Here is a 23407-nt window from a genome sequence, read left to right as displayed (position 1 = left end):
TGGGTCAAGGCAGCCAACATCACGTTGCATTGCATCAAAGTGGAGACTTCGTTCATGACCCAATCCGCGGCAGGCGTCGTGGACGCTGTTCTGCACGACTCAGAAAAGCCCGTCCCACCGTCTGGTCCCGCATGGGGTGCGGTCATTTCGCTTTCCTTGGGCACCTTCGGGCTGGTGACCGCAGAGTTTCTGCCTGTCAGCCTGCTCACGCCGCTCGCGCATGATCTCGGTATCACCGAGGGAGCGGCTGGACAGGCGATGACGGCGACCGCTATCGTCGGGGCGATCTCGGCGCCGACTGTGGCCATCATCACAAAGCGCCTGGACCGCAGGATCGTCATGTGGGCGATGACGCTGCTGCTGATCCTGTCGGACGTTCTGGCGGCCGGCGCGTGGTCGCTGGCGGCACTCCTGACGGCACGCGTCGTACTCGGCATAGCGCTCGGAGGCTTCTGGTCGATGTCGGCAGCAGTGGCGATGCGGCTCGTTCCAAGCCACCTCCTGCCGCGCGCCATATCGATCATCCTCACCGGCGTTTCCGTCGCTACCGTTTGCGCAGCTCCAATCGGCGCTTATGTCGGCGATATCTGGGGATGGCGAAGCGCCTTCATGCTCGCCGCAGTCGGCGGCGCGGCTACACTGCTGGTGCAACTCATAACCATTCCGAGACTGCCTCCGATTGGAGTGGCTAGCTTCCGCAGCCTGCTGGATGTGGCTAAGATTCCGATGGTCAAAGTCGCGCTTTTGGTCGTCCTGCTGGTCGCTTCCGGCCACTTCGCCGGATTCACCTATATCCGCGCCTTCCTCGAGAAGATTCCCGCGCTGGATGTCGAGACGATCTCGCTTGTGTTGCTTGCTTTTGGCATCGGCGGATTCTTCGGCAATTTGGCCGGCGGGCTTCTGGCCGAGTACAGTCTCAAGGCAGTCGCGGCCCTTGCGCCGCTGCTCATAGCGATAGCCGCTGTTTCGCTGCTGACGGCGGGAGCATCGGCCTTGGCCTCGGCGATTGCGGTTGCCGCGTGGGGCTTTGCCTTCGGCGCGGTGCCGGTGGGATTGCAAACGTGGATGGTGTGGCGCGCCGCTCCCGAGCAGGCCGAAAGCGCCGGTGTGCTGATGGTCGTAGCGTTCCAAGTGGCAATCGCAGGCGGCGCGATTTTCGGCGGACTATTGGTGGACAATGCCGGGATTACCAGTGCCATTGCCTACAGTGCTGTTGCCACGTTCCTCGCCGCCCTGACAGTGTTCCTGCTCGGCCCGAAGCGCGAGACCTAGCAGGCTGTTGAAGAAGTCTGACGTATTGCCTTGAGGATGGCCTCGTCGCCGTTGTGGTAGGCGAATGTGATCTCGATCGAGCCGTCGTCGAGCAATTCGGCATAGCCGTCGCCTGTGACTTCATCCATCTCGTCACACCCGGCCCATGTGAAGTGAACTATCGAGGGGCTGTAGCTCAGTTCGAGACCGGCTTGCAGGGCGCCAAAGGCGATCTCGCCGTTGTTGTCGGGTCCGATGGCGATGGTTGCGGGTCCACCGAGGTTCAGGTAACCGCGATCCCACAGATCGGCTTCGATGATCCGCCAGCGGCCGATCAGTTGGCAGCCTGCGGGCACGGTCATTTCGACGCCGCCAAGAGCTTGGGCAGCCGCACCAGATTGTAGGCGGCGGCCGCGAAGGTGAAGGCCCACCCAACGCGGTCGCGGCCGCGCAATTTGGTCTTCTCCTGCCCAGCGACGGTTTTGATCCAGCCGAACGCCTCTTCGATGCGCTTTCTGATGCGCTGGCTGACGGCATAGCCACCGTGGCGCGTGGTGCGGCGATCGATCGCCGAACGACGGCCGTTCGTGTTCTGCGCTACGTGGGGTGTCACCTTCATCGAGCGCAACTCGTTGACGAAGTCCTCTGCGTCATAGGCCTTGTCGGCACCGAGCGTGATCGCCCGCGGCCGGTCGGCACGAGGTTCGATCATGTGCAGGGCCGCCACCCGCTCGGCATGTCCGTCGGCCAGCGTCAGACAGGCTTCCACCAGCAGGCCGTGGCGGTTCTCCATCAACCCATGTCCCATGAAGCACAACCTGGCCTCCTTGCCCCGCCCTTTGCGGTAGAGCCTGGCGTCGGGGTCGGTAGTCGAGGTGTGCGTCTCGTTCGACCGCCTCTCGCCGTGGAAGTCCGCTTCCGCATTGCGTCCGCCGCCGTCTGCCGGCGGTTCGCCATGACCGCCGCTTGGGCCGCCCTTTGGCTTGACGCTCTTCATCGAAGCCCAGGCCTCGATCAGCGTGCCGTCGACCGAGAAGTGATCCGTGGACAGGAGCTTCTTGACTTTGGGTTGCGCCAGCACGGCCGCCAGGAACTTCGCCGCGATATCGCCCTCCAGCAGCCGGTCACGGTTTTTGGAGAACACCGAATGGTCCCAGGCTGCGTCGTCGACGCCGATGCCGACGAACCAGCGGAACAGGAGGTCGTATTCCAACCGTTCCATCAAAAGCCGCTCCGAGCGGATCGAATAGAACGCCTGCAAAAGCATCGCCCGCAGCAGCTTCTCCGGCGGGATAGATGGCCGTCCGATCGGCGAATATAGCGCCGCGAACTCACGCTCCAGCCTCGACAGGGCTTCAGTCACGATCGTCCTGATCGCCCGCAATGGATGATTGCGCCGAACCCGGACCTCAAGGTCCACGTAGCTGAAAAGTTCGCCAGTTCGATCGTCGCCGCCGCGCACTCGTCACCTCCGAATCCCTTCGGAGCCAGTGAATCATTGCTGCGGTCCGGTGGCGAGGGCCTTTTTCAACAGCCTGCTAGACCGCCTGACAGAAGAGGCCTCAGCAGCGCAGCGGGACGAGAGATGCAATCGCATGCACGGCGCGGCGCGATCCTCCGCAGTATTACTTTGGCGGTTGCAGGCTTCGTTTTCGCTGAGCGTATAGGCCGACTGGATCGCCGCCGCGGCAGCCTGTTCCGTGTCGGCCTCCGATCTCGCATGGACCAGCGCCAGCGCCTCGCCGGCTTCACCTCCGGGCCATGGCTATCTTCGCCAGACAGGCGAACATCGCCGGCACCGGTTTCCATTTGGCCATGATGAGCGCTGCTAGCGCGATGGAACCCTAGCCGGCGGTCATGTCCTTCACGAAGCCGGCATTCTGGACTAGCGACAGGTACGCGCCGGCCATGCCCGTCAGAACGCCGGTGAAGATGCCGCACGATAGCGCAGCCAGGTCACCGAAATGCCAGTCGTGTCAACGGCGGCCGGATTTTCGCCGACCGCGCGAAGCCCTAGGCCGAAGCGGGTGCTAAACAGCACCAACCAGGTAGATGGCACCATCAGGGACGCGACATAGACCAGCAGCGAATGGCCCATAGATCAGCTCGGGATAGCCCGGCCCGAGCACCGGCACGCCGCGCACCGCTTTGGCGCTGGGCACAACGATCGCCTCGGAACGCGTGTCTTCGGAGAGCGCCGGCGCGCGGGCCCTGCCGTGACCAGGCCTGACCGAGAATGATGGTGGAGCCGGCAGCGATGAAATTAATGGCGACGCCGAAGACAATCTGGCCGCCGCGATGGGTGATCCAGGCGAAAACCGTGCACCAGCGCGAAAATCCACGGGGGTGGCTATGGCAGCGCCCAGGCCGAGCCGGGCCGAGCCTGTAACCGCGGCCGCCGAGGGGCCGTCAAAGGTGCTGGCCAGCATCTTGCCCTCGAGCCCGTTGTCGAAGACGCCGGCCCGCTCCGAATAGAGCCCGGCCAGGCAGGCGAGCAGCAACGGCACGGAGAACACCAGTTGCTCGGCGGCGATGGTGCGGGTCGGGTCCTGCACCGCCACCATGACGGCGACCGCCGAAGCCAGCATCGCGAGCTCAGAGAGCAGGCACAGCATTCAAATCTCGAAGGCGTCGGTCGACATTCGACAAGAGACATATGGCGCGGCGCGAGCGCTGGGGCTGTACGACTGACGAAAGCGGCTCTCAATCCGAGGCAATGCCGTTCTTGATCCGTGTGAGGCGGCTTTCGACTTCCTCCGGGCCGAAGCAGCTTTCGAAATCATTGCATTCCCGGCAACTGGGCGCGCTGCACAGCGAAAAACCTTCGGCCTCGCAGAGCTTGCGGTAAAAGTATTTCTTCCATTTCATGTTTTGGGTGTTGCCGGCCGCCAGCGTCGGAAAATGCGAGGCGAGCAGGCAACCGAGGTCGGTTCGATTAAAAAGGCCAAGGTCCTGCCAGAGATGGTCATTGCGCATGGCACGCCGGGCGATGATCTTGGCGAAGCGGGCGCTCGCCGGGTCGCCCGGCCGGGCATGCGCCAGCAACAGTCCGCGCAGAAGTTCTTCCTCCAGATCCGGCTCGGGCTCGCTCACCTCTTCCAAGGCAAACGCGTTGATAGGAATAGCAGGGAACCAGCGGGCCAGGACATCGCGCAGCTCGGCGCGCGAAAGGCCGGTTGCCTCCGTCGCCGTCGCCTCGCCGGCCTCGATCTCCTCGAGCGCACGTGAAAGCACACACGCAAGCACATGCTGGTCGAACCTCCTCTCCAGCTCGATCTGCGGCCATTGGCCAGTGCTGTGCCGGGCATAGTGTTGGGCAAACATGGTGCCGTTCTCCTGGTTTGTCCTATCAAGCCATTCAGCGACCGGTCGGCCGCAACATGGGTCGGGCAGTTCTTCGGGCAGAAGCGGGCGCCAGGCTCCGCAGCCAATGCAAAGGCGGCAATGGTCGAGAACCATGATCATGCGATCGAGCTCGCCGTCGAATCGTATCCTCGCCGTCGCAGACGCTGAGGATTTCACCCGCATCACCGACGCCGTAAAGATGCATGACCTCGCGCGAGCAGACCTTGAGACTGCGGGCGCAGCCCATCCAGGTCCTGCCATCGATAGCGGTCAGATAGTGCGGCATCCGTCTGAACCCCTGACAAGTGACGAGGGGTGCCATCGTGAATTCTCCAACGCAAGCGAGCTCTTGCAGATGCTGAGCGCACTGCCAGCGCCATGCTGAAGCTGCATCCTCACTGTGCGAACAGCAAAGGTGAACGCTGCGCTTCGGCCGAAGGCCATAGGAACAGCGATTGAAGCCGGGGCAAGGCATGTCTGATCGAATCTTCGACTCCGAGCCTATCGTGAGGCGGTAGGCTCGGTACCCCTGCTGATTGAACGCGCGCTTATGCCTCTTTGAGACCATCAAGCAGCTGAGGTGGGCGTTCGAACCGTGGCAGATTTCAACCCGGCATGAGCGAGCGACCTGTTGATCATAGGCGCCCCGGCCACTCTATTTTCATCCTTTTTTCTTTAACATCAAATCGTTAGACCCTGCCGAGGGCACACGAATTTACGCCAGAATACGACCCTTTTCGCTACGTTTCGATCTCTCAGTGCACACGGAGCGCACACGAAAAAATGGCCACCTACACAAAGCTCTCGTCCGGTTCCTGGCGTGTCCAAGTCCGTCGCAAAGGTCGCTACGTCAGCGAGACCTTCCTGCCGAGACGACGCACGGCGCTGGGCGACCGAAACCGAGCGCCAAGTCGATCGCGGTGAGACGCCGACTGAGTCCCGTATAGCGCGCCTGAAAACTTTCGGCGAACTCGTCGACCTTCATATCGACGACTTGTGCGATGTAGGCAAGTCCCCTCGCCGCTCCAAGGCCGCACCCCTCGATATGCTCCAAAGACATCTGGGGAAGGGCAACATCGCGGCTCTCGATCGCGAACGGCTCATTCATTTTGGTCGCGACCGGGCCGCGCAAGGTGCCGGACCGACCACTCTCGGCATCGACATCGGCTTTGTAAAACTTATCCTGTCTCATGCTGCCGCCGTTCACGGTCTACCTGTCCAGGTCGAGCCGGTTGATCTGGCGCGTATCGCCCTGAAGAGGCTTGGCCTCGTTGGGAAAGGCCATCAGCGCGACAGGCGGCCGACGCAGGATGAACTCGACAGGCTCATCGGTCACTTCGATCCAACCCTCGTCAAATTGCACCGGTTAGTCAGATCATACGTTTCGCCGTCGCAACCGCGATGCGCCAGGAGGAAATCTGCAGGTGCGTTGGTCCGACTTGGAGTCTCGCAAGCGGATGCTTCTGATCCGTGACCGGAAAGACCCTCGGAATAAGAACGGCAACAATCAGCGCATACCGCTATTCGCGGCAACTGGATACGACGCATGGGCCATTGTCGAGGACCAGCTGGCCAAGCGTAGCAATGACGATGACCGAATTTTCCCATTCAATCATCGGTCAGTCGGCACCGCCTTCCGTCGAGGGTGCGCTGACTTGAGCATCCACGATCTTCATTTTCATGACTTACGGCACGAAGGAACAAGTCGCCTCTTCGAAGCTGGATTCACGATCGAACAGGTGGCGCTGGTAACGGGTCATAAGGATTGGAAGATGTTGCGACGCTACACGCATCTCAAGCCGGAAATGCTTCATACTATCAGAGCGACGAGGGCTGCTTGATTAACGCGAGTGAAGTTGGGCGTACCAGACCGCAATGTCCGGTCGCGATGAACACGCCTCCGATCGATGGCTGCGGTTACAATCAGTCCTGCTTCGAACAGACCTGCGGTTTTGAAGACCGAGTCTCCTCCCTGCATCTCATTGTTTATACAGCGATAGTAGTCGATTTTGCAATTTACGTGCAAGGATTTGTGTAACAAAAATTGGCCGTTCCGCTGGAAAGGCGCGGCTTTAAGCCCCCTTCGACATAGTCGGCGGATGACTTTTTAGGTGGTCGGCAGTGCGGGCGGCCAGCCAAAGAAGATAAGGACGTCGGGATCTCTGTTCACCGGCATCGCGATGATGTGACGCCTTACGCAAGAGCGCGACGGCAATCGCGCTCGCATACTCACCGGGGGCCTTCTCCTCCCCAAGGCCGATGCGACGGATTTGCCGAACAGCATCCCATAAATCGTTTAGCGGACTGGTCGGCGCTCTGGGGGCGGGAACCGTGTATAGTGCTTCAGGCGCGTAGAGCGCGCCGGCCATCTTCTGCCACTCCTGCTCGGGCGCCAAAGCATGAAGAACGAGTGATACCTCAAGCTGCGCGGGATCAGCTACAAGTGGACCTAGACCGACCGAAGCAAAATCAATCAGGATAGCTTGGCCACCAAGCCTAACCCGGACATTGTCCCCATGCAGGTCGCCATGCGACAACGCGATCGAATGCGAAATGGCAGGCAGGGCATCCAGTGCTCGGGCAACCGTATCTGGGGGCGTGAGCGGCCCAAACCGCGCGGCCTCTTGGGCGTAGGCAACTAGCTTGCTGTTCGCTGGCTTATGGAACAGAGCTCCGCCCATCGACGCGCTGATCGGCCGCTTCGTGAGCGCGTGCCCCGCGCGATATGCTTGCGATCGCCAGCCGCGCAGTGCGTCTTCGAACAGCGAATTGATGGCGGGTTGGCCGCGGCCGGTTTCCACCACAACAGAAAGCGGTTCGGACTGCTCAACAAAATTGCCAACGATGAGTCCATATTCGGCGCCGAGGACGCAACGCGTCTCATCAATATTAGGTCGCGCATAGAACGGGACAAAAAGCGTCGTGCACTCGCGGTAGTTCCTGAGTTCGCGCTCGACCTTCGGCCGTCGGTCGAGTTTAGCGAAGAATGGAAGGGGGTAAGGCCCAGCCCGCGAGTCGGCGAGCTGTGCATGAGCCAGAAGCACGGTTGCGCTGCGCCCGCCCTCAAGGGGTTTGAGGTAGACGTGGGTACAGTCGGAAAAGGCCCGCCTGAGGAGGATAAGCTGCTCGGTGCGTAGGCTGCCCGCGTTCTCGAACACAACTGCATGCGAAAAATCCGGACCGGGCTCGAAGCGCGCGCAGGTCTCGCCGAGATCGTGTAGGAATTCGGCCGCGTCGAGCTTCTCGGCCGGGAAGAACGCAGTCTTGATTGCGGCCTGTACCAGGTCTAGCTGCTCGGTCGGGGCGATCACGCGAACCATCAACCCGTGACGCAGAGCCTCATCGATCAGCTGCTTTTTGGCGATGGACACGACGCTATCGTCGGCCGAGTTGCAGGATATGACGAGCGCACGGCCGTTGGCCAGAGCTCCCGCCGCTGTCTCGGCGTCGCGCCTGTCGAGCATCAGCCATCGTTCGCTGAGCTGCCGAGCGATTTCGGAAGGTGGTTCGGCGCCAACCCATACGATCCTGTTACGCATGACAGGTTCACCCGAACGATGTCGGAGGGCGACTGAAGATATGCGTGACCGGCGACGAGAGCTCGATGCGCTCGCCGGGCGCCAGAAGGCGATCCGGCTCGCCACTTCCTTCGGCGATCAGATCGTCGTCCGGCGAAAGGCCCGCGAGCGCCCGAATCTGCAGTGGCGAAAGAGATGTAAGCGTGACCTTAAATGCCCGCCCGTTGATCATGACGGTGCGCGTTTGACGATCGCTCATGCTTCTTTTTGCCAGCCCTGACGCAGCGGTTCACCGGCGGCTCGATAGAGTGAGAAATCCCGCTGTGTCGCTAAGCCGTCACGGACGAGGACGCTACAGGCCCACGAGACATCCCATGGATTTTCGCCGAGAGCTTCGGCGATCGCCTCGTAATGCACGAAGTCGCCGGCCTGTTCGATCAACTGACCCAGCACCCGCTCCACAAGAGCCTCGTCGGCAGGATCAGGCCCCTCGCGCCAATCGCACCATAAGATTTGATCGCGCCAGACTATGAAGTGGGCACGACAACCACTGTCGCGCCAGACGGACGGGTAGACGGTGAGCTTGCCAAGGCGGCGATCCAGACGCCACGCTTTACCGGATCGGCGGTCGAGGTTGACGGTAAGTACATCACCACATCCATCCGGGCAGAGCATGACAAGCCCACGTTCAGTGCCCCGCAGATCAATTACGGCGTCGCCTGGTCCTTGCAAAAGTCCTTCCGCTTGTCTGTGTCCCTGCGCCTCGCCCAGAAATCGTATTTTTCGCGCGCGGGTCATTCGGGTCGACCTGGCAAGGGCGCCCGATCGCCCACTCCTAATGTTGATTCAGGACCGCAAAAGGGGCAGCCGGGATTTACCGCGACTGCGAGGGCATTCATGCGGCCACGCACGGCATCGTACGCAAGATATCGTGGGCGGGAGGGGATGCCAGCCACCGCCGAAAGAAACATGGTGATTGCGAGTGAGGCGGTCGTACCATTGAGGCTGATGACAGCCGGCTGCCGTACTCCGTTGCCACCTTCGAAATAGGGATCGCTGGCGCGCTGCTCCTGGGTCATAAGTTCCTCGCGAATGCGGTGAGCATTCAAGTGATTTGAGCACCATAGACAGGGTAGCCCTGGCGCCAGCATCTGAACGTGCGAACCGATTGTGGCCTGATCGCCCGAATTGCCGATGGCGACGCCAAGATCGATGGTAGGAATAAGGTATTGATAAGCGAGCTGATTGATCGTGTGACGGCTTGAGTGAGTATCAGTACAGCCGAAAATGAAGTCAGTGACTGACAGGCGGCGTGCCACCGACCGAGCTGTGACATCACCCGAAATCGCCACAATGTCCGCTTCGGATCGGATCGACCGTATCATCCGTTCTGTAACCGCGACCTTCGATTGCAGAACGTCCGTTGGCCCCGCTCCGACTACCCGGTTGAGGTTGCTCGTCTCGACTTGATCCGGGTCGATGAGCACAAATCGCATCACGCCGAGGTGGGCCAGTTGCTGAGCCACAATCGAGCCGGTGCCTCCGAGCCCGACGATACCGACTTCAAGAGCTGCGATACGCTTCTGACCGTCCTCCCCAAAGGCCCGAATCTGGCGGTCGAAGCGATCGATCTCAAGCTTTTGGACGTCTTCAGTCGCACATACGATATCGCCGCCGACCTGAACCACAGGCACAGCCTGAAACGAACCAACGACGCGGCAGCGTGTTGCGGCATCTCTCGGGAAAAGGAGCGCCAGATGAGGCACGCCTGGACAACGCCAACTGAGATAATCGGACAGCTTTGCCTCGGTGGCGTCGTCTTCTGGTGAAAAATCGGGATGGCCGGGGCTGGGGTGTGTATGGACATAGACCAAAGAAAACCGATTGAGCTTCGCGCTCTTCTCGATCGAAAGGCAGAAGTTCGGGTCCAACCTGACGCGCACGGCCGACCGCTCCAGATAGTCATGGGCAGAGGCGATATGAATTTCTTTGACGAGAAGGCGTATCCGCCCCGCTTCGAAAACCGGCTCGCACAGGAGAATTGCCGCGCTCTCTAGCGTTGAGTCGTCAAGCGCATCGCGCAAATCGGAGAGAGCCGGTGCAGCGAAGGCAAGGGAGATCATTGAACCTTCCGAAGCCGGTCGAGAATGATGGAAACGTACGTTGATAGCTTGTCGCGTGCGGGGTTCCACTGCGTCTGGATATCGGTCACGTGCCACGAAAACCACAAAGCTTGTGTCGGGGTCTCAGGAATGCCCTGGATCTGCGTTGCTTGTGGAAGCGCGCCGCCGGCCAGGCGCAACGTCTCGTGAGCCCAGAAGCAATCCGGACACGGGCCTGGATAGCCGACGGGAACTAGAAACCAGAGCGGTGTTTCAGTGAGCGACCAGCCCTCCGGTAGGGCGACTTTTGGGAGCGTCACCAATACTGCCGTCGATGGCAGTTCTTGATAGGTCGCTTCCGGAAAGCGCTCCCGTACGCGCTCAATCTCCTTGAGCGTGATGGGAGAAATCACGCGGATGCGCCGAAATTCGTGGGTGGACGCGAAAAGAACTGTTTAGGACCGCCGTGCTTGTGCGAGAGGTCGACCTCCTGATCATCTGTGATCACCTGATCAGGGTCATTTCCGTGACCCTCAAGCACAAGATCTTGGTTGGGATCAAAACCCGGCGCTAAGGCCTTGATCGCTGCCTTGATTTGCGCGCCAGTCATGAATTCCAAATCGGAATCGATTTTCACGTCGCCGTAGCGAAACTGATATTTGCCTGACATGTTGCCCCCCAAAGAATAAAACAGATATAGGCAGGTGACTGCTGTCACGCAAGTCGCGCTCAGATGCTTTCCCCTGAAGCATTTTTCAGCTCCTCGACCAATCTAGCATTGGTCAACGACCATGAGCCCGCCGGCCGCCACTTGCGCCCAGATTCGCTGAAGCGAACTGAATGTCGCATTCAGAAAAATGCGCTAGGTAGCAAAGAAGCTACCCGGTATGATTGAGTAATAGCCTCTGGGGGATCAGATGGGTGCACAAGCCGGCATAGGCGCATTCTTAAGTGCCATTGCCAGCGCTGCTGCAAGTCCGCTTGCGCTGATTGCCTATTGGCTGCGCTCGCCATTTGGGTGGCGTTGCATATAATACACGCCGTCTTTCAATTCTTATGAAAGACATAGTACATCTCCCGGAGCCGGACCGGATCGAGGCTATCCGTGCTGCGCTTGGCATTGTTAAACATTCCAAAGGGCATCACTGGTAGCCAGTATCTTCGGCAAGTCTTCGGGCGCGCCACTCCATCAATTGAAATCGCTGGCCTGTTAGGCCTCGCCAACGCGGCCGCACCGGCTTGGATTCCAGAATTCAGCCGGTTTTGGAAGAACGGACATTCCTTCGGACCATATCGCAGCTTGGCGAATGGTGGCCTCCTGTTTTCCTCTTGGTCAACACACGGCTCGATCAGGTTCGCACGGACCGGGCTGGCGGTCGTAGCGGCTAGTTGGTGTAGGCTTGAGGCAGCGGGTGTTGATATTGCCGGCTTCCTGATGCAAAACCCAGGGAATGACAGTTCGAAGAAAGGCAACCCGTCTTCAGCTGCCGCCGATTGTTGCAGGCGAATGGCGTGGTGAGATCGTCGGCTCAGCCAACGTCAATTTAAGCCAGGTCGTGCAGCCAGGCCCGCCCCGCCAATCAGTCGAGTTCACCTACATCATCCCCGGTGTGCGGCCACGTGGTCGACCCCATTCAAGCCCGCCTGACTCTCGACTTGAATGACGTCCTATTCAACCCGCGCAGCCGGTGTACGGTCGAGTTCGAGCGCCCGTTCGGGGCAGGATCGCGCGCCTCGCGATGCAGGCAGCTCCTCCCCTTCCGCAACTTCAATGTTACCAGGCAGGATGTAACCGTCGTCATCAAGCTTGAAGATGTCCGGCGCTTGCGCCGCGCATCGCGCGTGACCCTGGCATTTGGCATTTTGGACGATGATGCGCATGGCGCTGCCTCCATTGTCTGTGCCCGGGCCGGGGCGGGCCTAGGACCAGTCCAGGATCAAATTTTCGATCCCGAATACATGGCCGCCAGAGGTTATGGGTGCCGTACCCTGCTTGATCCTGAAAGCCGGGATGCGCGCCAGCCACTCCTCCAGCCCAATGACAATCTCCCGCCGGGCAAGGTGTGAGCCAAGGCAACGGTGGGGACCATAGCCAAACGCTGCGTGGCGGTTGTCCTCACGCTCCAAATCGATTGTGTTGGGGCATTCGAATTCCGCCGGGTCACGATTGGCAATCATCGTGGCGCAGGAAACATAGTCCCCCTTCCGGATCGGCGCGCCTTCGAAGTCGATATCTTTCGTAGCCACGCGGATCAACTGAATGGGCGGATAGGCCCGCAGCAATTCTTCGGTTGCGAGCGGGATGCGGTCCGGTTCGCTCCGCAGCAATTGCTGATCTTTGAGGTTGCGCGCGAGGTACGCCAAGTCAAAGCCTATAGCTGCTGCGACCGTGTCGAGCCCAGCGACGAAGACAAGCACGCCGATGCCGCGGACTTGGGTGTCCGTCAGCCGGCGGCCCTCGACCTGTGCCTGCACGATAAAGGTCATGAAATCGTCAACCGCCTCCTGGCGGCGCATGGCTGCAAGTTCGTCGATGAATGCCACGATCGTCCGGGCAGCCACAGGTCGTTCCTTATCGTCGCCGTGGAGCAGATCTTTCCCCCAGCCGACGAATGTATCGAGTCGGTCATCGGGCAACCCCAGAAAGCGAAGAAAGGTGCTCACCGCGAAAGGAAAGGCAAAATCCTTCATCACGTCGCAGCTTGTGCCCGACGCGGCGATCCTTTCGATCAGCTCGACCGCCCGTTCGCGGACAGCCGGTTCCAAAGCCAACACCCGCTTTGGCGAAAGCAGCGGATTGAGCAGTGAGCGAAAGACGCCATGGGCCGGTGGATCGAGCTCAAGCGGGATCGTCGGCCAGTTTTCACCCAGTATGGAGGAGAAGATGCTGCGATGGCTGGAAAAAGTCTCTGCGTCCTGCAGCACCTTCCGCTGGTCCGCGGCACGGGTGATGACCCAGGTACCCCGGCCATCTTGCGTGTTGTAGCGGGAGTAAAAGATCGGAGGCCCGTCATGTACGCAAGCGACAGCTGCGTGTGGATCCCCGTTGGGTGTTGGTGGCATCCCTGGCGATGTAAACAGGCTGAAGTCCCTCACCATTTCGGGCGGGACATGATCTGGAACGGGGTTGGTCGCCATTTTGTTTTCTCTACATTGGCGTTCATGGCTCGATTGAGATTGCACCGCTGTTCATAAAGTCGATTTCCAGCATGGGCACGTCTCTTGTCGGGCGCCTTCTAGATTCTGTCGCCTGATACAGCCCACCTGCACCAGCGCGGATGAGATCGGTTGCGAAGTCGATCAGAAGGGGCATCTCCGCCGCGCTGCGGTCATGAAGCAAAGCCGCCGCTTATCCCCGTTAGGGTTGAGAGGCTGGTCAATCACCTCTGAGCTCCGTGACGCACTGCTGATGCCCTGCTGATCAAATTGTCGAAGCAAGTCGCGTGCCGGATAGGCGTACCCATGGCGCTGCACCAAGCAATGCCAGCCTGCACTAGGCCCGCCGCTGATGATCACCTGTCCATCATTCTTAGGACAACGTCCGACAACCGACATCCGTGGTCGGTTTGTCGAGTCCGCGACATCGGGCTGTTCGGCTTGGCTGCTGCTGCACAGCCTTCCGGTCGACGAGCGAGGAGATCGCTCGCACGGCCCGGATTGAGCAACGACGCGACCCAGCGCAAGGTTCGGGTGCGGTCCGACAAGACCTGGCGGCGCTTCCGCTTCGGTTCGGCGCTGATGGCATATGCGTTGTTTTAGCCGCTGCAAGGATTTCCCTCAGACGGCGATGCACTCGTGCGCACCGGTCCGGCGACGACTAGCTTGACTGTATCGATGCCGTCGATTCCGGCGTGCATCATCTGACCGTGCGTATGCGCTACGACGGCAAGCTTTTCCGCACATGGACCTAAATTTCCTCGCGAGCCGCTGTCGGAACGTGGTGCCGAGTCCTATGGCGGCCGGTTCATTCCGAGGGCCTGTCGGCTCTACACATCCCTGTCGGTCGGACCGGGAACGCGTGGCAGACTCTCGGCCAGAAACCGCCAGTCGCTGCGCTCGCGTTCGCCTTCCATGCGCGTGCCGAAGAACTGGATGATCATCTTGCCGTCGGCGCCATAGGCTTCAATGGACGTGACGTGACCGTCCCTCGTCGGCTTGCGCACGGCCCAGACCTCGCGGATGTGATGGGTCCTAAGATGCAGATGGAAGGTCTCGTCGAGCACATTGATCCGCGGCCCGATCTGCTTGACCGACTTGATCGGGCCGGAATGGATCTGGATGCAACCATGATTGCCGACAAAGCACATGATCGGCATCTCGTCTTCGGCCGCCTGTTGGAACAGGGCGCCAACGGCATCATTGTCGAGCAGCCAGGCGTAATCCTCGTCGGCCATACGCATCGCCTGGCAGCGGCTGAGCTTCAGTGCCTTCAACATATGGTAGAACTGATGCACGTCGCTCAGCCGGCTCCAGTGCTCGCGTAGGTCGTCGACCGTGGCGGCTTGGTCTGGACTCACTGCGTTATCGCGCACCCCGCTCGCCTCGACCGATATGATCGGCTCCTGGTCGGAGGATGCGAGCTCTGCCGCCAGATTCTGATAGGCCTGCAGGTTCGAGGCGGGCCTGAGATGTACTTTGTGCATCGCCTCGCCGGTGGCATCAAAGAATTGCAGGCTGCGGCGGATCTCGGCTCCCTCGCGCTTCTCGACGGCGAAGCCATACGCCCACGCTTTCGGGAAGATGCGCAGGTCGATCTCGTCGCCGAGCACCATGGCATGCGGGTTGCCGGTGACCACTTTGTCGTAGACGCCGATCTTTTGGTGCACGGCACTTTGGTTGCGGGTGACCGCCATCACCTCGCCGACCGCTTCGAGGCCGGTCAGCAGATCATCGACGCGCGGCTCGATGCGCACCGCGCCGTGACCACAATGCGCCGCGACCAATTCGGCTTCCGAAATGCCCAATCGAGCGGCGAGATCATGCTCCCGGATTTTCGGATTGTCTTCGCACGCCCGCCGGATTTCGTCCGGCGACGGTTTCTCGCGCTGGTCCATGTCTTACCCCTGCTTCCACCTACGTGTGAGGATCAGCTGCCCTGCCGGTGAATCTTCAGCCGATCGGGCGCGCCGTAATGCTCGACCCTGATCTGCTGCTGGCCCGTGAACAAAGTGTCGCTGGACAGCGTGCGCACGTCGTCGCACCCGCGCGAAAACCGGGGGTGCTATCGGAGCGGCGAGACCCGAGTGACACGAGCAGGCACATGCCGATGGAATCTCATCGAGCCGGTCGGTGGCCACCGGGCGGTGGTGAGCGATTGTGGGTGTTGTCGCAATCGGCCAATCGGTCATTCGGATGCCACGGGCGGCGCTGCTTCGCCAAACAAAGCGTGTCTGACCCAGTCCTGACATGTTGCTCCCTTGCTTCGCCGCATCGATCGCGAGGGCACCCACGACACGATTGTGGATCGGCAGTCTCTTGCCACCTCGCCAGTGGAGCTTCAAAAACCGTGCCAATTGCGCCGAAGCAAGCTCAGAAGGAGTCTTTTGTAATGGTCATTGGTTTAATGTGAGTTCAGCCAACAACTCAGGCCCAACATCCCGCGTGGCGGACCCGACAAACCCGACAGTACGTGTCGGTTGGCCGACACCTTCGCAGCAATGGACTCACAAGAATCACCGCAGGGTCAGAGATGGCGCGCTGTGTTGAAACGGTTTTCGCTTTGGCACGGTGCATGCAGCGTGATGCGCAAGCAGGTCCCGGACTGAGGAGAATGGAGCCATGATTACGCTCACCGACAACGCTGTTGCCGCCATCAAGACTGCTCTTTCCCGCGCCCAAGAGCCGGCGGAAGGCTTTCGCATCATGGTCCAGGCCGGCGGCTGCGCCGGCTTCAAATACTTAATGGGCCTGGAGAGCGTGTCGCGCGAGGGCGACGCGATCACCGAGACAGATGGGATCAAGCTGTTCGTGGACGCGGGCTCCCAACCGCATGTTGCCGGCATGACCGTCGACTTCCTCACCGGGCTCGAATCTTCCGGCTTTGTCTTCGATAACCCCAACGCGCGCGAGAAGTGCGGCTGCGGCAAGTCCTTCAGTTGATCGCCCGAAGCGCCTGTGCGGGTCCATGAAGCGATTGCCGCCGACGCACTCATTTGCGGCAGAGGAGGCTTATATGGCCGGCACAACAGATGTCCCTGTCCTCAACAACAAGGCAAGGTCGAAGCCGATCTTGGGACCGGCAATCGCTTCAGGTAGGATGCAAAGAACGTCGCCTCCCGAAACAGTTCGGTTCCTGGTGGCACCCAAGCTGGCGGCCAAATCGCGCCGCTGCGCCAAATTCGGCTTATCGATAACGTTGTCGTGTTCGGGCGTCCTTGCGACTGCGGACTTGGCCATGCCGACGCCGATCCGGTCTACGTCAAACTGTCGGGCGTCCGCGCCGGCTGCCAGTTCGGGCCCATCATCATCAACGGCATACGCCAGAGGCTCAATGAGGCGGTCGCGCGCTCGCGTCATTCCGGTCAACTGAGGATCGCACATGAAACCTGTCTACCTCGACAACAACGCAACCACACGGGTCGATCCTGAGGTCGTGCAAGCGATGTTGCCGTTCTTTAGGGATCAATTCGGCAACCCTTCGTCGGCGCACGCTCTTGGCGCCTCAGTCAGTGCGGCGGTGAGAAAGGCGCGGAGGCAGTTGCAAGCTCTGATCGGCGCGGAGTTCGACGATGAGATCACCTTCACCTCGGGTGGGACAGAAAGCGACAATGCAGCGCTTCTTTCGGCGCTCGAGGCGGCGCCCAACCGAACCGAAATCGTGACGTCCGCGGTCGAGCATCCCGCCGTGCTGACGCTCTGCGCGCATCTTGAGAAGACCCGCCGCGTCAAGGTGCAGAGGATCCCGGTGGATTGCCGTGGCCGGCTCGACCTCGACGCCTATATGGCCGCCCTCACCCCACAGGTGGCAATCGTCTCGATAATGTGGGCGAACAATGAGACTGGTGTGATCTTCCCCGTGGCCAGGCTTGCCGAGTTGGCCAAGGAAGTGGGCGCCCTTTTCCATACCGATGCTGTGCAGACGGTCGGCAAGCTTCCGATGGACCTGAAGTCGACCGCAATCGACATGCTGTCGCTCTCCGGCCACAAGCTGCACGGGCCGAAAGGGATCGGCGCGCTTTTCGTAAAACGTGGCGTCAATTTCCACTCGCTGATCAAGGGGGGCCACCAAGAACACAACCGGCGTGCTGGCACCGAGAATACGCCCGGCATAGTCGGGCTCGGCATGGCGGCCGAACTCGCCTTGAAATTCATGGACGACGAGACCACACGGGTAAAGTCGCTCCGCGACCGTTTAGAGGACGGGATTCTCCAGCGCATCCCAAGCACCTGTGTCACTGGAGATCCCCTGGAACGGTTGCCCAACACCGCAAACATCTCCTTCGAACATGTCGAAAGTGATGGAATTCCACTCCTCCTCAGCCGCGTGGGCATCGCGTGTTCCTCCGGCTCTGCCTGCACCTCCGGCTCTCTGGAACCGAGCCATGTCCTGAGCGCGATGAAAACGCCACACGCGGCAGTCCGCTTCTCCTTGGCGCGGGACAACGGCGAAGCGGACGTCGACCGGGTGCTCGAGGTCATGCCGGCAATCGTGGAGAAGCTGCGTGGCTTTCCCAGTTCTGGGCCGGGTAAGCGAAGGTCCGAAGACGTTCAATCCGGTCTATGCCTGAGCGGCAGCAGAACCGGCTACCGTTCATGACCCGTCATGTCTTTCTCAACGATACGACCTTGCGCGATGGCGAGCAGGCGCCCGGCGTCGCCTTTACCACGACGGAAAAGCAGGAGATCGCCGAGTCTCTTGCGGCGGCCGGCGTCACAGAGATCGAGATCGGCACGCCGGTCATGGGCGCCGACGAGATCGAAACAATTCGCGCCGTGGTCGCGCGGTGTCTCCCGGTTCGGCTCATGGCCTGGTGCCGGATGACGTCGCTGGATCTCGATGCAGCGATCGAGAGCGGCGTCCACGCCGTCAATCTATCGCTGCCTGCGTCGGACATCCAACTTGCCGCCAAGCTCGGCCTCGATAAGGCGGGAGCGCTCCAGGTCATCGATCATATGGTCAGGCGCGCCGCCGCCGGCTTCTTCGTCGCGGTGGGCTGCGAGGATGCCTCGCGGGCCAATCGGGATCATCTCGCCCGCGTCATCGAGACGGCTGCACGCGCCGGCGCAAGCCGCGTCAGGCTAGCCGACACAGTCGGTGTTCTCGACCCGTTTTCGACCTTCGAACTTGTCGTCCAGCTTGTGGCGCAGTCTCCAATCGACCTTGAATTTCATGCGCACAACGATCTCGGACTTGCTGCCGCCAACACGCTGGCCGCAATCCGCGCAGGCGCGCGCCATGCCTCCGTGACCCTCCTGGGGCTCGGCGAGCGTGCGGGCAATGCCGCGCTGGAAGAGGTGGCCGCCGCGATGGCGGTCCTCGACGGCGCGGATACCGGCATCGAGCTGACCGCATTGCCCGACCTCGCCGCCCAGGTGGCTTGGGCCGCCCGCCGGCAGACCGCGGCCATTAAGCCGGTCGTCGGCGCCGATGTTTTCACCCACGAATCCGGCATTCACGTCGCAGGGCTGCTGAAGGACTCGCGTACTTATCAGGGGCTCGATCCGGCTCTCGTGGGCCGCTGCCGGCGTATCGTCATCGGCAAGCATTCCGGCGCCACTGCGATTGCCCATGTGCTGAGCGAAAGCGGTCGCGATCTCGACCCGGATCTAGCAGCCGCGATGGTGGCCCGCGTCCGGCGCGAGGCGGCCGAGACCAAATCGACCGTCACTGCAACTCAACTGGTCGAGCTCTACGATGGAATGTGCAGCGAGGCATCCCTCGCGGAGCTGTGCGGGTCCAGGTCAGCCGTGCGCGAGCGCACCGACACCACAGTTTTCCGACCAGGGAGAATGCGATGAATTGTTCCGCTGACAGCCGCCCCATCGATGTCACCGACATCCTCGCACGACTGAAGGGCCTGTCGGCTGCGGAGGAGTTCTTCGCAGTCCTTGGCGTCTCCTATGATCCGAAGGTGCTGAATGTCTCGCGGCTCCATATCATGAAGCGCGTGGGCCAATACCTTGCCGAAGAAGATTTCTCCGGTCTGCCCGACCAGGTGATTGCCGCGCGGGTGCGCGCGACGCTCGAACGCGCTTACGAAGACTTCGCGATTTCCTCGCCGCTCTCGCATCGGGTCTTCAAGGTGCTCAAAGACCACGATCCGAACAAACCTGCCACGCCGGGCCGCACCTTTGTCCCGTTCGACTCCGTACTGAAGCGGTTCGGACAGGAATGACCGCGACACGGGTTGCGACGCGACAATGTCGAGAAGCCGACAAATCCGTCAGCACCACGGCGCCCTCGGAAGCAACCAAGCGAAGTTCTAGGAATAGGGGGCAGCGCAAAACAGTTGGCACGAATGATGCGCTCCAAAGAGATAACCGCCAAGCCCGCATCCGGACAGGAGCCTGGAGAAACCGCCAATGCACATTGTAATCTGCATCAAGCAGGTGCCGGACTCGGCACAGATAAGGGTCCATCCGGTGACGAACACGATCATGCGCCAGGGTGTTCCGACTATCATCAACCCTTACGACCTGTTCGCCCTCGAAGAAGCCCTCAGGCTGCGCGACGCCTATGGTGGCGAAGTCACCGTGCTCACTATGGGTCCGCCCATGGCAGAGGACGCGCTGCGCAAGGCGCTCGGTTACGGCGCCGACCGAGCGGTGCTCTTGACCGACCGCTATTTTGCCGGCTCCGACACGCTGGCGACCTCGTTCGCCCTTTCCCAGGCAATCGCGAAGGTTGGCGAGACGTTCGGCACGCCAGACCTCGTCTTCACTGGCAAGCAGACGATCGATGGCGACACCGCCCAGGTCGGGCCCGGCATCGCCAAGCGCCTCGGACTCCTGCAACTGACCTATGTCGCGAAGATCGCCTCTATTGACCTTGCTGCACGCGAGATCAAGGTCGAGCGCCGCTCCGAAGGCGGCACACAGATGCTGAAGAGCAGGCTCCCTTGCCTCATCACCATGCTGGAAGGCACAAACGAGATCCGCCGGGGCTCGATCCAGGACGCCCTGTGCGCCGCGCGCAGCCAGGTCTTGAAATGGAGTGCGGCCGACGCCGGCATTGAGGATCTCACCAAATGCGGCCTGCGCGGTTCACCGACGGTGGTCAAGCGCGTTTTCGCGCCTCCTGCGCGAGCGGAAAAGGCGGCAAAAATCGACACCGCCGAGATGGCCTTGCGCGATGTCGCTGACGAACTCATCACGGCAATCTTCACCCGCCAGCCGGCATTGGAACATGAGCTCGCCTTCAACGGCGGCGCGTGAGAGGGCAAGGATCAGACGATGGCGAACGCGAACCGAGAAACCCCTCGCCCTGCCGCCGGCCGTGCCGGCATAAAGAAGGAGCTGCCCGCGCATTTCAAGGACTACCGGCACGTTTGGGTTTTCATCGAGCTCGAACGCGGCCAGGTCCATCCCGTATCATTCGAACTGCTCGGCGAAGGCCGCAAGTTAGCAGACAAGCTTCAGGTCCAGCTTGCGGGCGTCGTGCTTGGACCGCCGGGAGAGGCCATCGGGAACGCCGTTGCCGAAGCGTTCGCTTATGGCGCCGACCTTGTCTACATCGTCGAGGCGCCGCTGCTCGCCGACTATCGGAACGAGCCATTCACCAAGGCGATGACGGATCTGGTCGACGCCCACAAACCCGAGATCCTTCTTCTCGGCGCCACCACACTCGGCAGGGATCTTGCCGGCTCCGTGGCGACGACCTTGCAGACAGGGCTCACGGCCGACTGCACCGAACTCGATGTGGATACCGACGGTTCGCTCGCCGCCACCCGTCCGACTTTCGGCGGTTCCTTGTTGTGCACGATCTATACGCTCAATTTCCGCCCCCAGATGGCGACAGTGCGACCGAGGGTCATGCCCATGCCGCAGCGGGCGGATAAACCGGTCGGGCGTGTCATCCGGCACAAGCTCTCGGTAGCCGAGGACGAGATCGTTACCAAAATCCTCGGCTTCCTGCCGGATAGTCAGTCGGCAAAGGCAAATCTTGCCTATGCCGACGTCGTGGTTGCGGGAGGCCTCGGTCTAGGCGCGGCGGAGAACCTGCAGCTTGTGAAGAATCTCGCGCGGGCAATTGGTGCCGAGCATGGCTGTTCGCGCCCGTTGGTCCAGAAGAGCTGGATGCCGGCTGATCGGCAGATCGGCCAAACTGGCAAGACCATCCGGCCGAAGCTTTACATAGCGGCCGGGATTTCCGGCGCCGTCCAGCATCGGGTTGGCGTCGAGGGGGCGGATCTCATCGTGGCCATCAACACCGACCCGAACGCGCCGATTTTCGATTTCGCTCACCTCGGGATCGTCACCGACGCGATCCGCTTCCTGCCCGCACTGACGGAAGCCTTCACCCGGCGGCTGTCGCCCCACAGTCGCGACAAGCTTGCGAGCTAAGGGATGGACATGATTGAGGAACAATTCGACGCCATTGTTATTGGGGCCGGCATGTCCGGAAACGCAGCTGCTTACACCATGGCCAGCCACGGCCTGAAGGTGCTGCAGTTGGAGCGGGGTGAATATCCGGGCTCCAAGAATGTCCAGGGTGCCATCATGTACGCGAACATGCTGGAGAAGATCATCCCGGATTTCCGGGACGATGCGCCTCTCGAGCGGCATTTGGTTGAACAGCGGCTTTGGGTGATGGACGACACATCCCATACCGGGATTCACTATCGGTCGGACGACTTCAATGAGGCGAAGCCCAACCGCTACACGATCATCCGTGCCCAGTTCGATAAATGGTTTTCGCGTAAGGTGCGCGAGGCCGGCGCGACGGTTCTGTGCGAGACGACCGTGACGGAACTCATCCGTGACGCCAAGGACAGGGTGATCGGCGTCCGCACAGACCGGGCCGGCGGAGCCATCTACGCGGACGTGGTCGTCCTCGCAGAAGGTGTCTGCGGACTGCTTGGCACGCGGGCCGGCCTGCGCGAGATGCCGAAGCCGCAAACCGTGGCGCTCGCCGTCAAGGAAATGCATTTCCTGCCCGAAGAGGTCATTGAGCAGCGGTTCGGCCTCAAAGGCGATGAAGGCTGCGTGATCGAGGCGGTGGGCACGACCTCCCGCAGCATGGCCGGGCTCGGCTTCCTCTACACCAACAAGGAGTCGATCTCACTGGGCATTGGCTGCCTCGTCTCCGATTTCGCCGCGATGGTCGAGAGCCCTTACGTCCTCCTCGACGCCTTAAAAACCCATCCTTCGATCCGGCCGCTGATTGCCGGCTCGGAAGTGAAAGAATATTCCGCGCATCTCATTCCCGAAGGCGGCTACAAGGCTATTCCGCAGCTCTTTGGCGACGGTTGGGTCGTGGTCGGCGATGCCGCGCAACTGAACAACGCCATTCACCGCGAGGGTTCGAACCTCGCCATGACCTCCGGCCGCATCGCGGCTGAGGCAATCATCGAGGTCAAGAGCCGCAACGGTCCTATGACCAAACGGAATCTCGCCCTTTACAAAGCCATGCTGGAAAAGTCCTTCGTGGTCAAGGACCTAAGGAAATACAAAGACATGCCGGCCTTGCTCCACACCAATTCCTGCAATTACTTCACGACTTATCCGCGGTTGATGTCGCAAGCCGCGCAGAACTTCATGCGTGTCGACGGCACGCCGAAGATCGAGAAGGAAAAGGCGACCACGGCGGCCTTCATCAAGGCGCGCTCGCGCTGGGGGCTGGTCAGCGACGCGGTCCGCCTTGCATTGGCGTGGCGCTGAGGGGAGACGAAATGACGATCGCAGTGACGAAGTCACGTGTCGAGGACAAGCTTTACCAGAACCGCTACTTGGTGGATTCCGGCCGTCCGCATATCAAAGTGCTACCGCACGAGAGGCCAAGCGCGAACTTGCTCGCGCTGACCCACGTCTGCCCCGCGAAATGTTATGAGTTGAACGACAAAGGTCAAGTGGAGATCACTGCCGACGGCTGCATGGAGTGCGGCACCTGCCGGATTTTGTGCGAGACCAGTGGCGAGATCGAGTGGAACTATCCACGCGGCGGTTTCGGAGTCCTCTTCAAATTCGGATGACCGACGCACGCACGTATCAAGAGGGTTAGTCTTGGTACACCTGAGGTCGCGACCAACGCCA

25 protein-coding genes and 2 pseudogenes are annotated in these 23407 nt (G+C 60.9%); 10 read left to right on the top strand and 17 right to left on the bottom strand.

From position 1 onward, the window contains the following. Positions 1 to 54 precede the first annotated feature (54 nt). Complete coding sequence (locus NKH23_RS08225; RefSeq protein ID WP_353034485.1) at positions 55 to 1272, top strand: MFS transporter; 1218 nt, start codon at positions 55 to 57, stop codon at positions 1270 to 1272. On the opposite strand, the gene NKH23_RS08220 is transcribed toward NKH23_RS08225, so the two are convergent. The 7 genes and pseudogenes from NKH23_RS08220 to NKH23_RS08190 all read right to left on the bottom strand — a co-directional run bounded on the left by NKH23_RS08220 (position 1269) and on the right by NKH23_RS08190 (position 5932). After that, positions 1269 to 1613: a hypothetical protein gene (locus NKH23_RS08220; RefSeq protein WP_352622070.1), complete on the bottom strand. Its 345-nt coding sequence runs from the start codon at positions 1611 to 1613 to the stop codon at positions 1269 to 1271. The two genes, NKH23_RS08225 and NKH23_RS08220, sit on opposite strands and share 4 nt — an antisense overlap. Beyond that, positions 1610 to 2713, bottom strand: coding sequence for an IS5 family transposase (locus NKH23_RS08215; RefSeq protein ID WP_352749953.1), 1104 nt, complete (start codon positions 2711 to 2713; stop codon positions 1610 to 1612). Before NKH23_RS08215 ends, NKH23_RS08220 begins: the two co-directional genes overlap by 4 nt. A 313-nt stretch (positions 2714 to 3026) precedes the next feature. Continuing rightward, positions 3027 to 3815, bottom strand: a pseudogene (locus tag NKH23_RS08210) (ABC transporter permease); the annotation flags it as partial. A gap of 139 nt (positions 3816 to 3954) precedes the next feature. Next, positions 3955 to 4575, bottom strand: a complete 621-nt coding sequence (locus tag NKH23_RS08205) for a nitrogen fixation protein NifQ (protein WP_353034482.1) — start codon at positions 4573 to 4575, stop codon at positions 3955 to 3957. 41 nt (positions 4576 to 4616) lie between these two features. After that, positions 4617 to 4918: pseudogene (gene fdxB / locus NKH23_RS08200) on the bottom strand (ferredoxin III, nif-specific); the annotation flags it as partial. Between the two features lie 528 nt (positions 4919 to 5446). Beyond that, on the bottom strand, positions 5447 to 5803 hold the full coding sequence (locus tag NKH23_RS08195; RefSeq protein ID WP_353034480.1) for a hypothetical protein: 357 nt from the start codon (positions 5801 to 5803) through the stop codon (positions 5447 to 5449). 3 nt (positions 5804 to 5806) lie between these two features. Then, the gene (locus NKH23_RS08190; RefSeq protein ID WP_353034478.1) at positions 5807 to 5932 is read right to left on the bottom strand and encodes a hypothetical protein; all 126 of its coding nucleotides are present in this window, start codon (positions 5930 to 5932) and stop codon (positions 5807 to 5809) included. A 121-nt stretch (positions 5933 to 6053) separates the two neighbouring features. Between NKH23_RS08190 and NKH23_RS08185 the strand changes: the two genes are divergently transcribed. Continuing rightward, entirely contained in the window at positions 6054 to 6437 is a 384-nt protein-coding gene (locus NKH23_RS08185) for a tyrosine-type recombinase/integrase (protein ID WP_353034476.1), read from the top strand. A gap of 231 nt (positions 6438 to 6668) precedes the next feature. Here the strand turns inward: NKH23_RS08185 and NKH23_RS08180 are convergent, their stop codons facing one another. The 9 genes from NKH23_RS08180 to NKH23_RS08140 all read right to left on the bottom strand — a co-directional run bounded on the left by NKH23_RS08180 (position 6669) and on the right by NKH23_RS08140 (position 15270). After that, on the bottom strand, positions 6669 to 8135 hold the full coding sequence (locus NKH23_RS08180) for a phosphotransferase (RefSeq protein WP_353034474.1): 1467 nt from the start codon (positions 8133 to 8135) through the stop codon (positions 6669 to 6671). Between the two features lie 7 nt (positions 8136 to 8142). Continuing rightward, positions 8143 to 8373 (bottom strand): multiubiquitin domain-containing protein, encoded by a 231-nt coding sequence (locus NKH23_RS08175; protein WP_353034472.1) that lies wholly within the window; start codon positions 8371 to 8373, stop codon positions 8143 to 8145. Further along, positions 8370 to 8912, bottom strand: coding sequence for a ubiquitination-like system serine protease family protein (locus NKH23_RS08170; RefSeq protein ID WP_353034470.1), 543 nt, complete (start codon positions 8910 to 8912; stop codon positions 8370 to 8372). Before NKH23_RS08170 ends, NKH23_RS08175 begins: the two co-directional genes overlap by 4 nt. Further along, positions 8909 to 10237 (bottom strand): HesA/MoeB/ThiF family protein, encoded by a 1329-nt coding sequence (locus NKH23_RS08165; RefSeq protein ID WP_353034468.1) that lies wholly within the window; start codon positions 10235 to 10237, stop codon positions 8909 to 8911. Before NKH23_RS08165 ends, NKH23_RS08170 begins: the two co-directional genes overlap by 4 nt. Then, positions 10234 to 10629: an E2/UBC family protein gene (locus NKH23_RS08160; RefSeq protein WP_353034466.1), complete on the bottom strand. Its 396-nt coding sequence runs from the start codon at positions 10627 to 10629 to the stop codon at positions 10234 to 10236. The genes NKH23_RS08165 and NKH23_RS08160 overlap by 4 nt, the downstream gene beginning before the upstream one ends. Further along, positions 10626 to 10934, bottom strand: a complete 309-nt coding sequence (locus NKH23_RS08155; RefSeq protein ID WP_353034464.1) for a hypothetical protein — start codon at positions 10932 to 10934, stop codon at positions 10626 to 10628. Before NKH23_RS08155 ends, NKH23_RS08160 begins: the two co-directional genes overlap by 4 nt. Positions 10935 to 11884: 950 nt before the next feature. Continuing rightward, complete coding sequence (locus NKH23_RS08150) at positions 11885 to 12097, bottom strand: ferredoxin (RefSeq protein WP_352821002.1); 213 nt, start codon at positions 12095 to 12097, stop codon at positions 11885 to 11887. Between the two features lie 39 nt (positions 12098 to 12136). Beyond that, positions 12137 to 13354 carry a cytochrome P450 gene (locus NKH23_RS08145; RefSeq protein ID WP_352548234.1) on the bottom strand — a complete coding sequence of 406 codons (1218 nt, stop codon included), beginning with the start codon at positions 13352 to 13354 and terminating at the stop codon, positions 12137 to 12139. A gap of 848 nt (positions 13355 to 14202) precedes the next feature. Next, a complete protein-coding gene (locus NKH23_RS08140) occupies positions 14203 to 15270 on the bottom strand; it encodes a hemin-degrading factor (RefSeq protein ID WP_352821000.1) in 1068 nt (355 codons plus the stop codon). A 724-nt stretch (positions 15271 to 15994) separates the two neighbouring features. On the opposite strand from NKH23_RS08140, the gene NKH23_RS08135 reads away from it, so the two are divergent. Then, on the top strand, positions 15995 to 16315 hold the full coding sequence (locus tag NKH23_RS08135; RefSeq protein WP_352506805.1) for a HesB/IscA family protein: 321 nt from the start codon (positions 15995 to 15997) through the stop codon (positions 16313 to 16315). Between the two features lie 69 nt (positions 16316 to 16384). Here NKH23_RS08135 and NKH23_RS08130 read toward each other — a convergent pair whose 3' ends face one another. Beyond that, the gene (locus NKH23_RS08130; RefSeq protein WP_353034461.1) at positions 16385 to 16756 is read right to left on the bottom strand and encodes a hypothetical protein; all 372 of its coding nucleotides are present in this window, start codon (positions 16754 to 16756) and stop codon (positions 16385 to 16387) included. On the opposite strand from NKH23_RS08130, the gene nifS reads away from it, so the two are divergent. From nifS to NKH23_RS08095, 7 genes are all read left to right on the top strand, one after another. Continuing rightward, positions 16755 to 17972 (top strand): cysteine desulfurase NifS, encoded by a 1218-nt coding sequence (gene nifS, locus NKH23_RS08125; protein WP_353034459.1) that lies wholly within the window; start codon positions 16755 to 16757, stop codon positions 17970 to 17972. The genes NKH23_RS08130 and nifS overlap by 2 nt on opposite strands. Then, the gene (nifV, locus tag NKH23_RS08120) at positions 17969 to 19174 is read left to right on the top strand and encodes a homocitrate synthase (RefSeq protein ID WP_353034457.1); all 1206 of its coding nucleotides are present in this window, start codon (positions 17969 to 17971) and stop codon (positions 19172 to 19174) included. The genes nifS and nifV overlap by 4 nt, the downstream gene beginning before the upstream one ends. Next, positions 19171 to 19551, top strand: coding sequence for a nitrogenase stabilizing/protective protein NifW (gene nifW, locus NKH23_RS08115; protein WP_353034455.1), 381 nt, complete (start codon positions 19171 to 19173; stop codon positions 19549 to 19551). The genes nifV and nifW overlap by 4 nt, the downstream gene beginning before the upstream one ends. 187 nt (positions 19552 to 19738) lie before the next feature. Further along, the gene (locus tag NKH23_RS08110) at positions 19739 to 20590 is read left to right on the top strand and encodes an electron transfer flavoprotein subunit beta/FixA family protein (RefSeq protein WP_352466656.1); all 852 of its coding nucleotides are present in this window, start codon (positions 19739 to 19741) and stop codon (positions 20588 to 20590) included. A gap of 18 nt (positions 20591 to 20608) precedes the next feature. Next, entirely contained in the window at positions 20609 to 21718 is a 1110-nt protein-coding gene (locus NKH23_RS08105; RefSeq protein ID WP_353034453.1) for an electron transfer flavoprotein subunit alpha/FixB family protein, read from the top strand. Between the two features lie 9 nt (positions 21719 to 21727). Then, entirely contained in the window at positions 21728 to 23035 is a 1308-nt protein-coding gene (locus NKH23_RS08100) for an FAD-binding protein (RefSeq protein WP_353034548.1), read from the top strand. Positions 23036 to 23046: 11 nt separating this feature from the next. Beyond that, positions 23047 to 23346, top strand: coding sequence for a ferredoxin family protein (locus NKH23_RS08095; protein ID WP_352480510.1), 300 nt, complete (start codon positions 23047 to 23049; stop codon positions 23344 to 23346). Positions 23347 to 23407 lie beyond the last annotated feature (61 nt).

The organism is Mesorhizobium sp. M1328, from assembly GCF_040318075.1.
Classification (GTDB): Bacteria; Pseudomonadota; Alphaproteobacteria; order Rhizobiales; family Rhizobiaceae; genus Mesorhizobium.
This window is presented reverse-complemented; position numbering and strand designations above follow the sequence as displayed.

Excerpts from the sequence above, each read along its gene's own strand:
- NKH23_RS08225 (WP_353034485.1), top strand. The coding sequence starts at position 55 with ATGACCCAATCCGCGGCAGGCGTCGTGGACGCTGTTCTGCACGACTCA.
- NKH23_RS08220 (WP_352622070.1), bottom strand. The coding sequence starts at position 1,613 with ATGACCGTGCCCGCAGGCTGCCAACTGATCGGCCGCTGGCGGATCATC.
- NKH23_RS08205 (WP_353034482.1), bottom strand. The coding sequence starts at position 4,575 with ATGTTTGCCCAACACTATGCCCGGCACAGCACTGGCCAATGGCCGCAG.
- NKH23_RS08185 (WP_353034476.1), top strand. The coding sequence starts at position 6,054 with ATGCTTCTGATCCGTGACCGGAAAGACCCTCGGAATAAGAACGGCAAC.
- NKH23_RS08180 (WP_353034474.1), bottom strand. The coding sequence starts at position 8,135 with ATGCGTAACAGGATCGTATGGGTTGGCGCCGAACCACCTTCCGAAATC.
- NKH23_RS08175 (WP_353034472.1), bottom strand. The coding sequence starts at position 8,373 with ATGAGCGATCGTCAAACGCGCACCGTCATGATCAACGGGCGGGCATTT.
- NKH23_RS08170 (WP_353034470.1), bottom strand. The coding sequence starts at position 8,912 with ATGACCCGCGCGCGAAAAATACGATTTCTGGGCGAGGCGCAGGGACAC.
- NKH23_RS08165 (WP_353034468.1), bottom strand. The coding sequence starts at position 10,237 with ATGATCTCCCTTGCCTTCGCTGCACCGGCTCTCTCCGATTTGCGCGAT.
- NKH23_RS08150 (WP_352821002.1), bottom strand. The coding sequence starts at position 12,097 with ATGCGCATCATCGTCCAAAATGCCAAATGCCAGGGTCACGCGCGATGC.
- NKH23_RS08145 (WP_352548234.1), bottom strand. The coding sequence starts at position 13,354 with ATGGCGACCAACCCCGTTCCAGATCATGTCCCGCCCGAAATGGTGAGG.
- NKH23_RS08140 (WP_352821000.1), bottom strand. The coding sequence starts at position 15,270 with ATGGACCAGCGCGAGAAACCGTCGCCGGACGAAATCCGGCGGGCGTGC.
- NKH23_RS08135 (WP_352506805.1), top strand. The coding sequence starts at position 15,995 with ATGATTACGCTCACCGACAACGCTGTTGCCGCCATCAAGACTGCTCTT.
- nifS (WP_353034459.1), top strand. The coding sequence starts at position 16,755 with ATGAAACCTGTCTACCTCGACAACAACGCAACCACACGGGTCGATCCT.
- NKH23_RS08130 (WP_353034461.1), bottom strand. The coding sequence starts at position 16,756 with ATGTGCGATCCTCAGTTGACCGGAATGACGCGAGCGCGCGACCGCCTC.
- nifV (WP_353034457.1), top strand. The coding sequence starts at position 17,969 with ATGACCCGTCATGTCTTTCTCAACGATACGACCTTGCGCGATGGCGAG.
- nifW (WP_353034455.1), top strand. The coding sequence starts at position 19,171 with ATGAATTGTTCCGCTGACAGCCGCCCCATCGATGTCACCGACATCCTC.
- NKH23_RS08110 (WP_352466656.1), top strand. The coding sequence starts at position 19,739 with ATGCACATTGTAATCTGCATCAAGCAGGTGCCGGACTCGGCACAGATA.
- NKH23_RS08105 (WP_353034453.1), top strand. The coding sequence starts at position 20,609 with ATGGCGAACGCGAACCGAGAAACCCCTCGCCCTGCCGCCGGCCGTGCC.
- NKH23_RS08100 (WP_353034548.1), top strand. The coding sequence starts at position 21,728 with ATGATTGAGGAACAATTCGACGCCATTGTTATTGGGGCCGGCATGTCC.
- NKH23_RS08095 (WP_352480510.1), top strand. The coding sequence starts at position 23,047 with ATGACGATCGCAGTGACGAAGTCACGTGTCGAGGACAAGCTTTACCAG.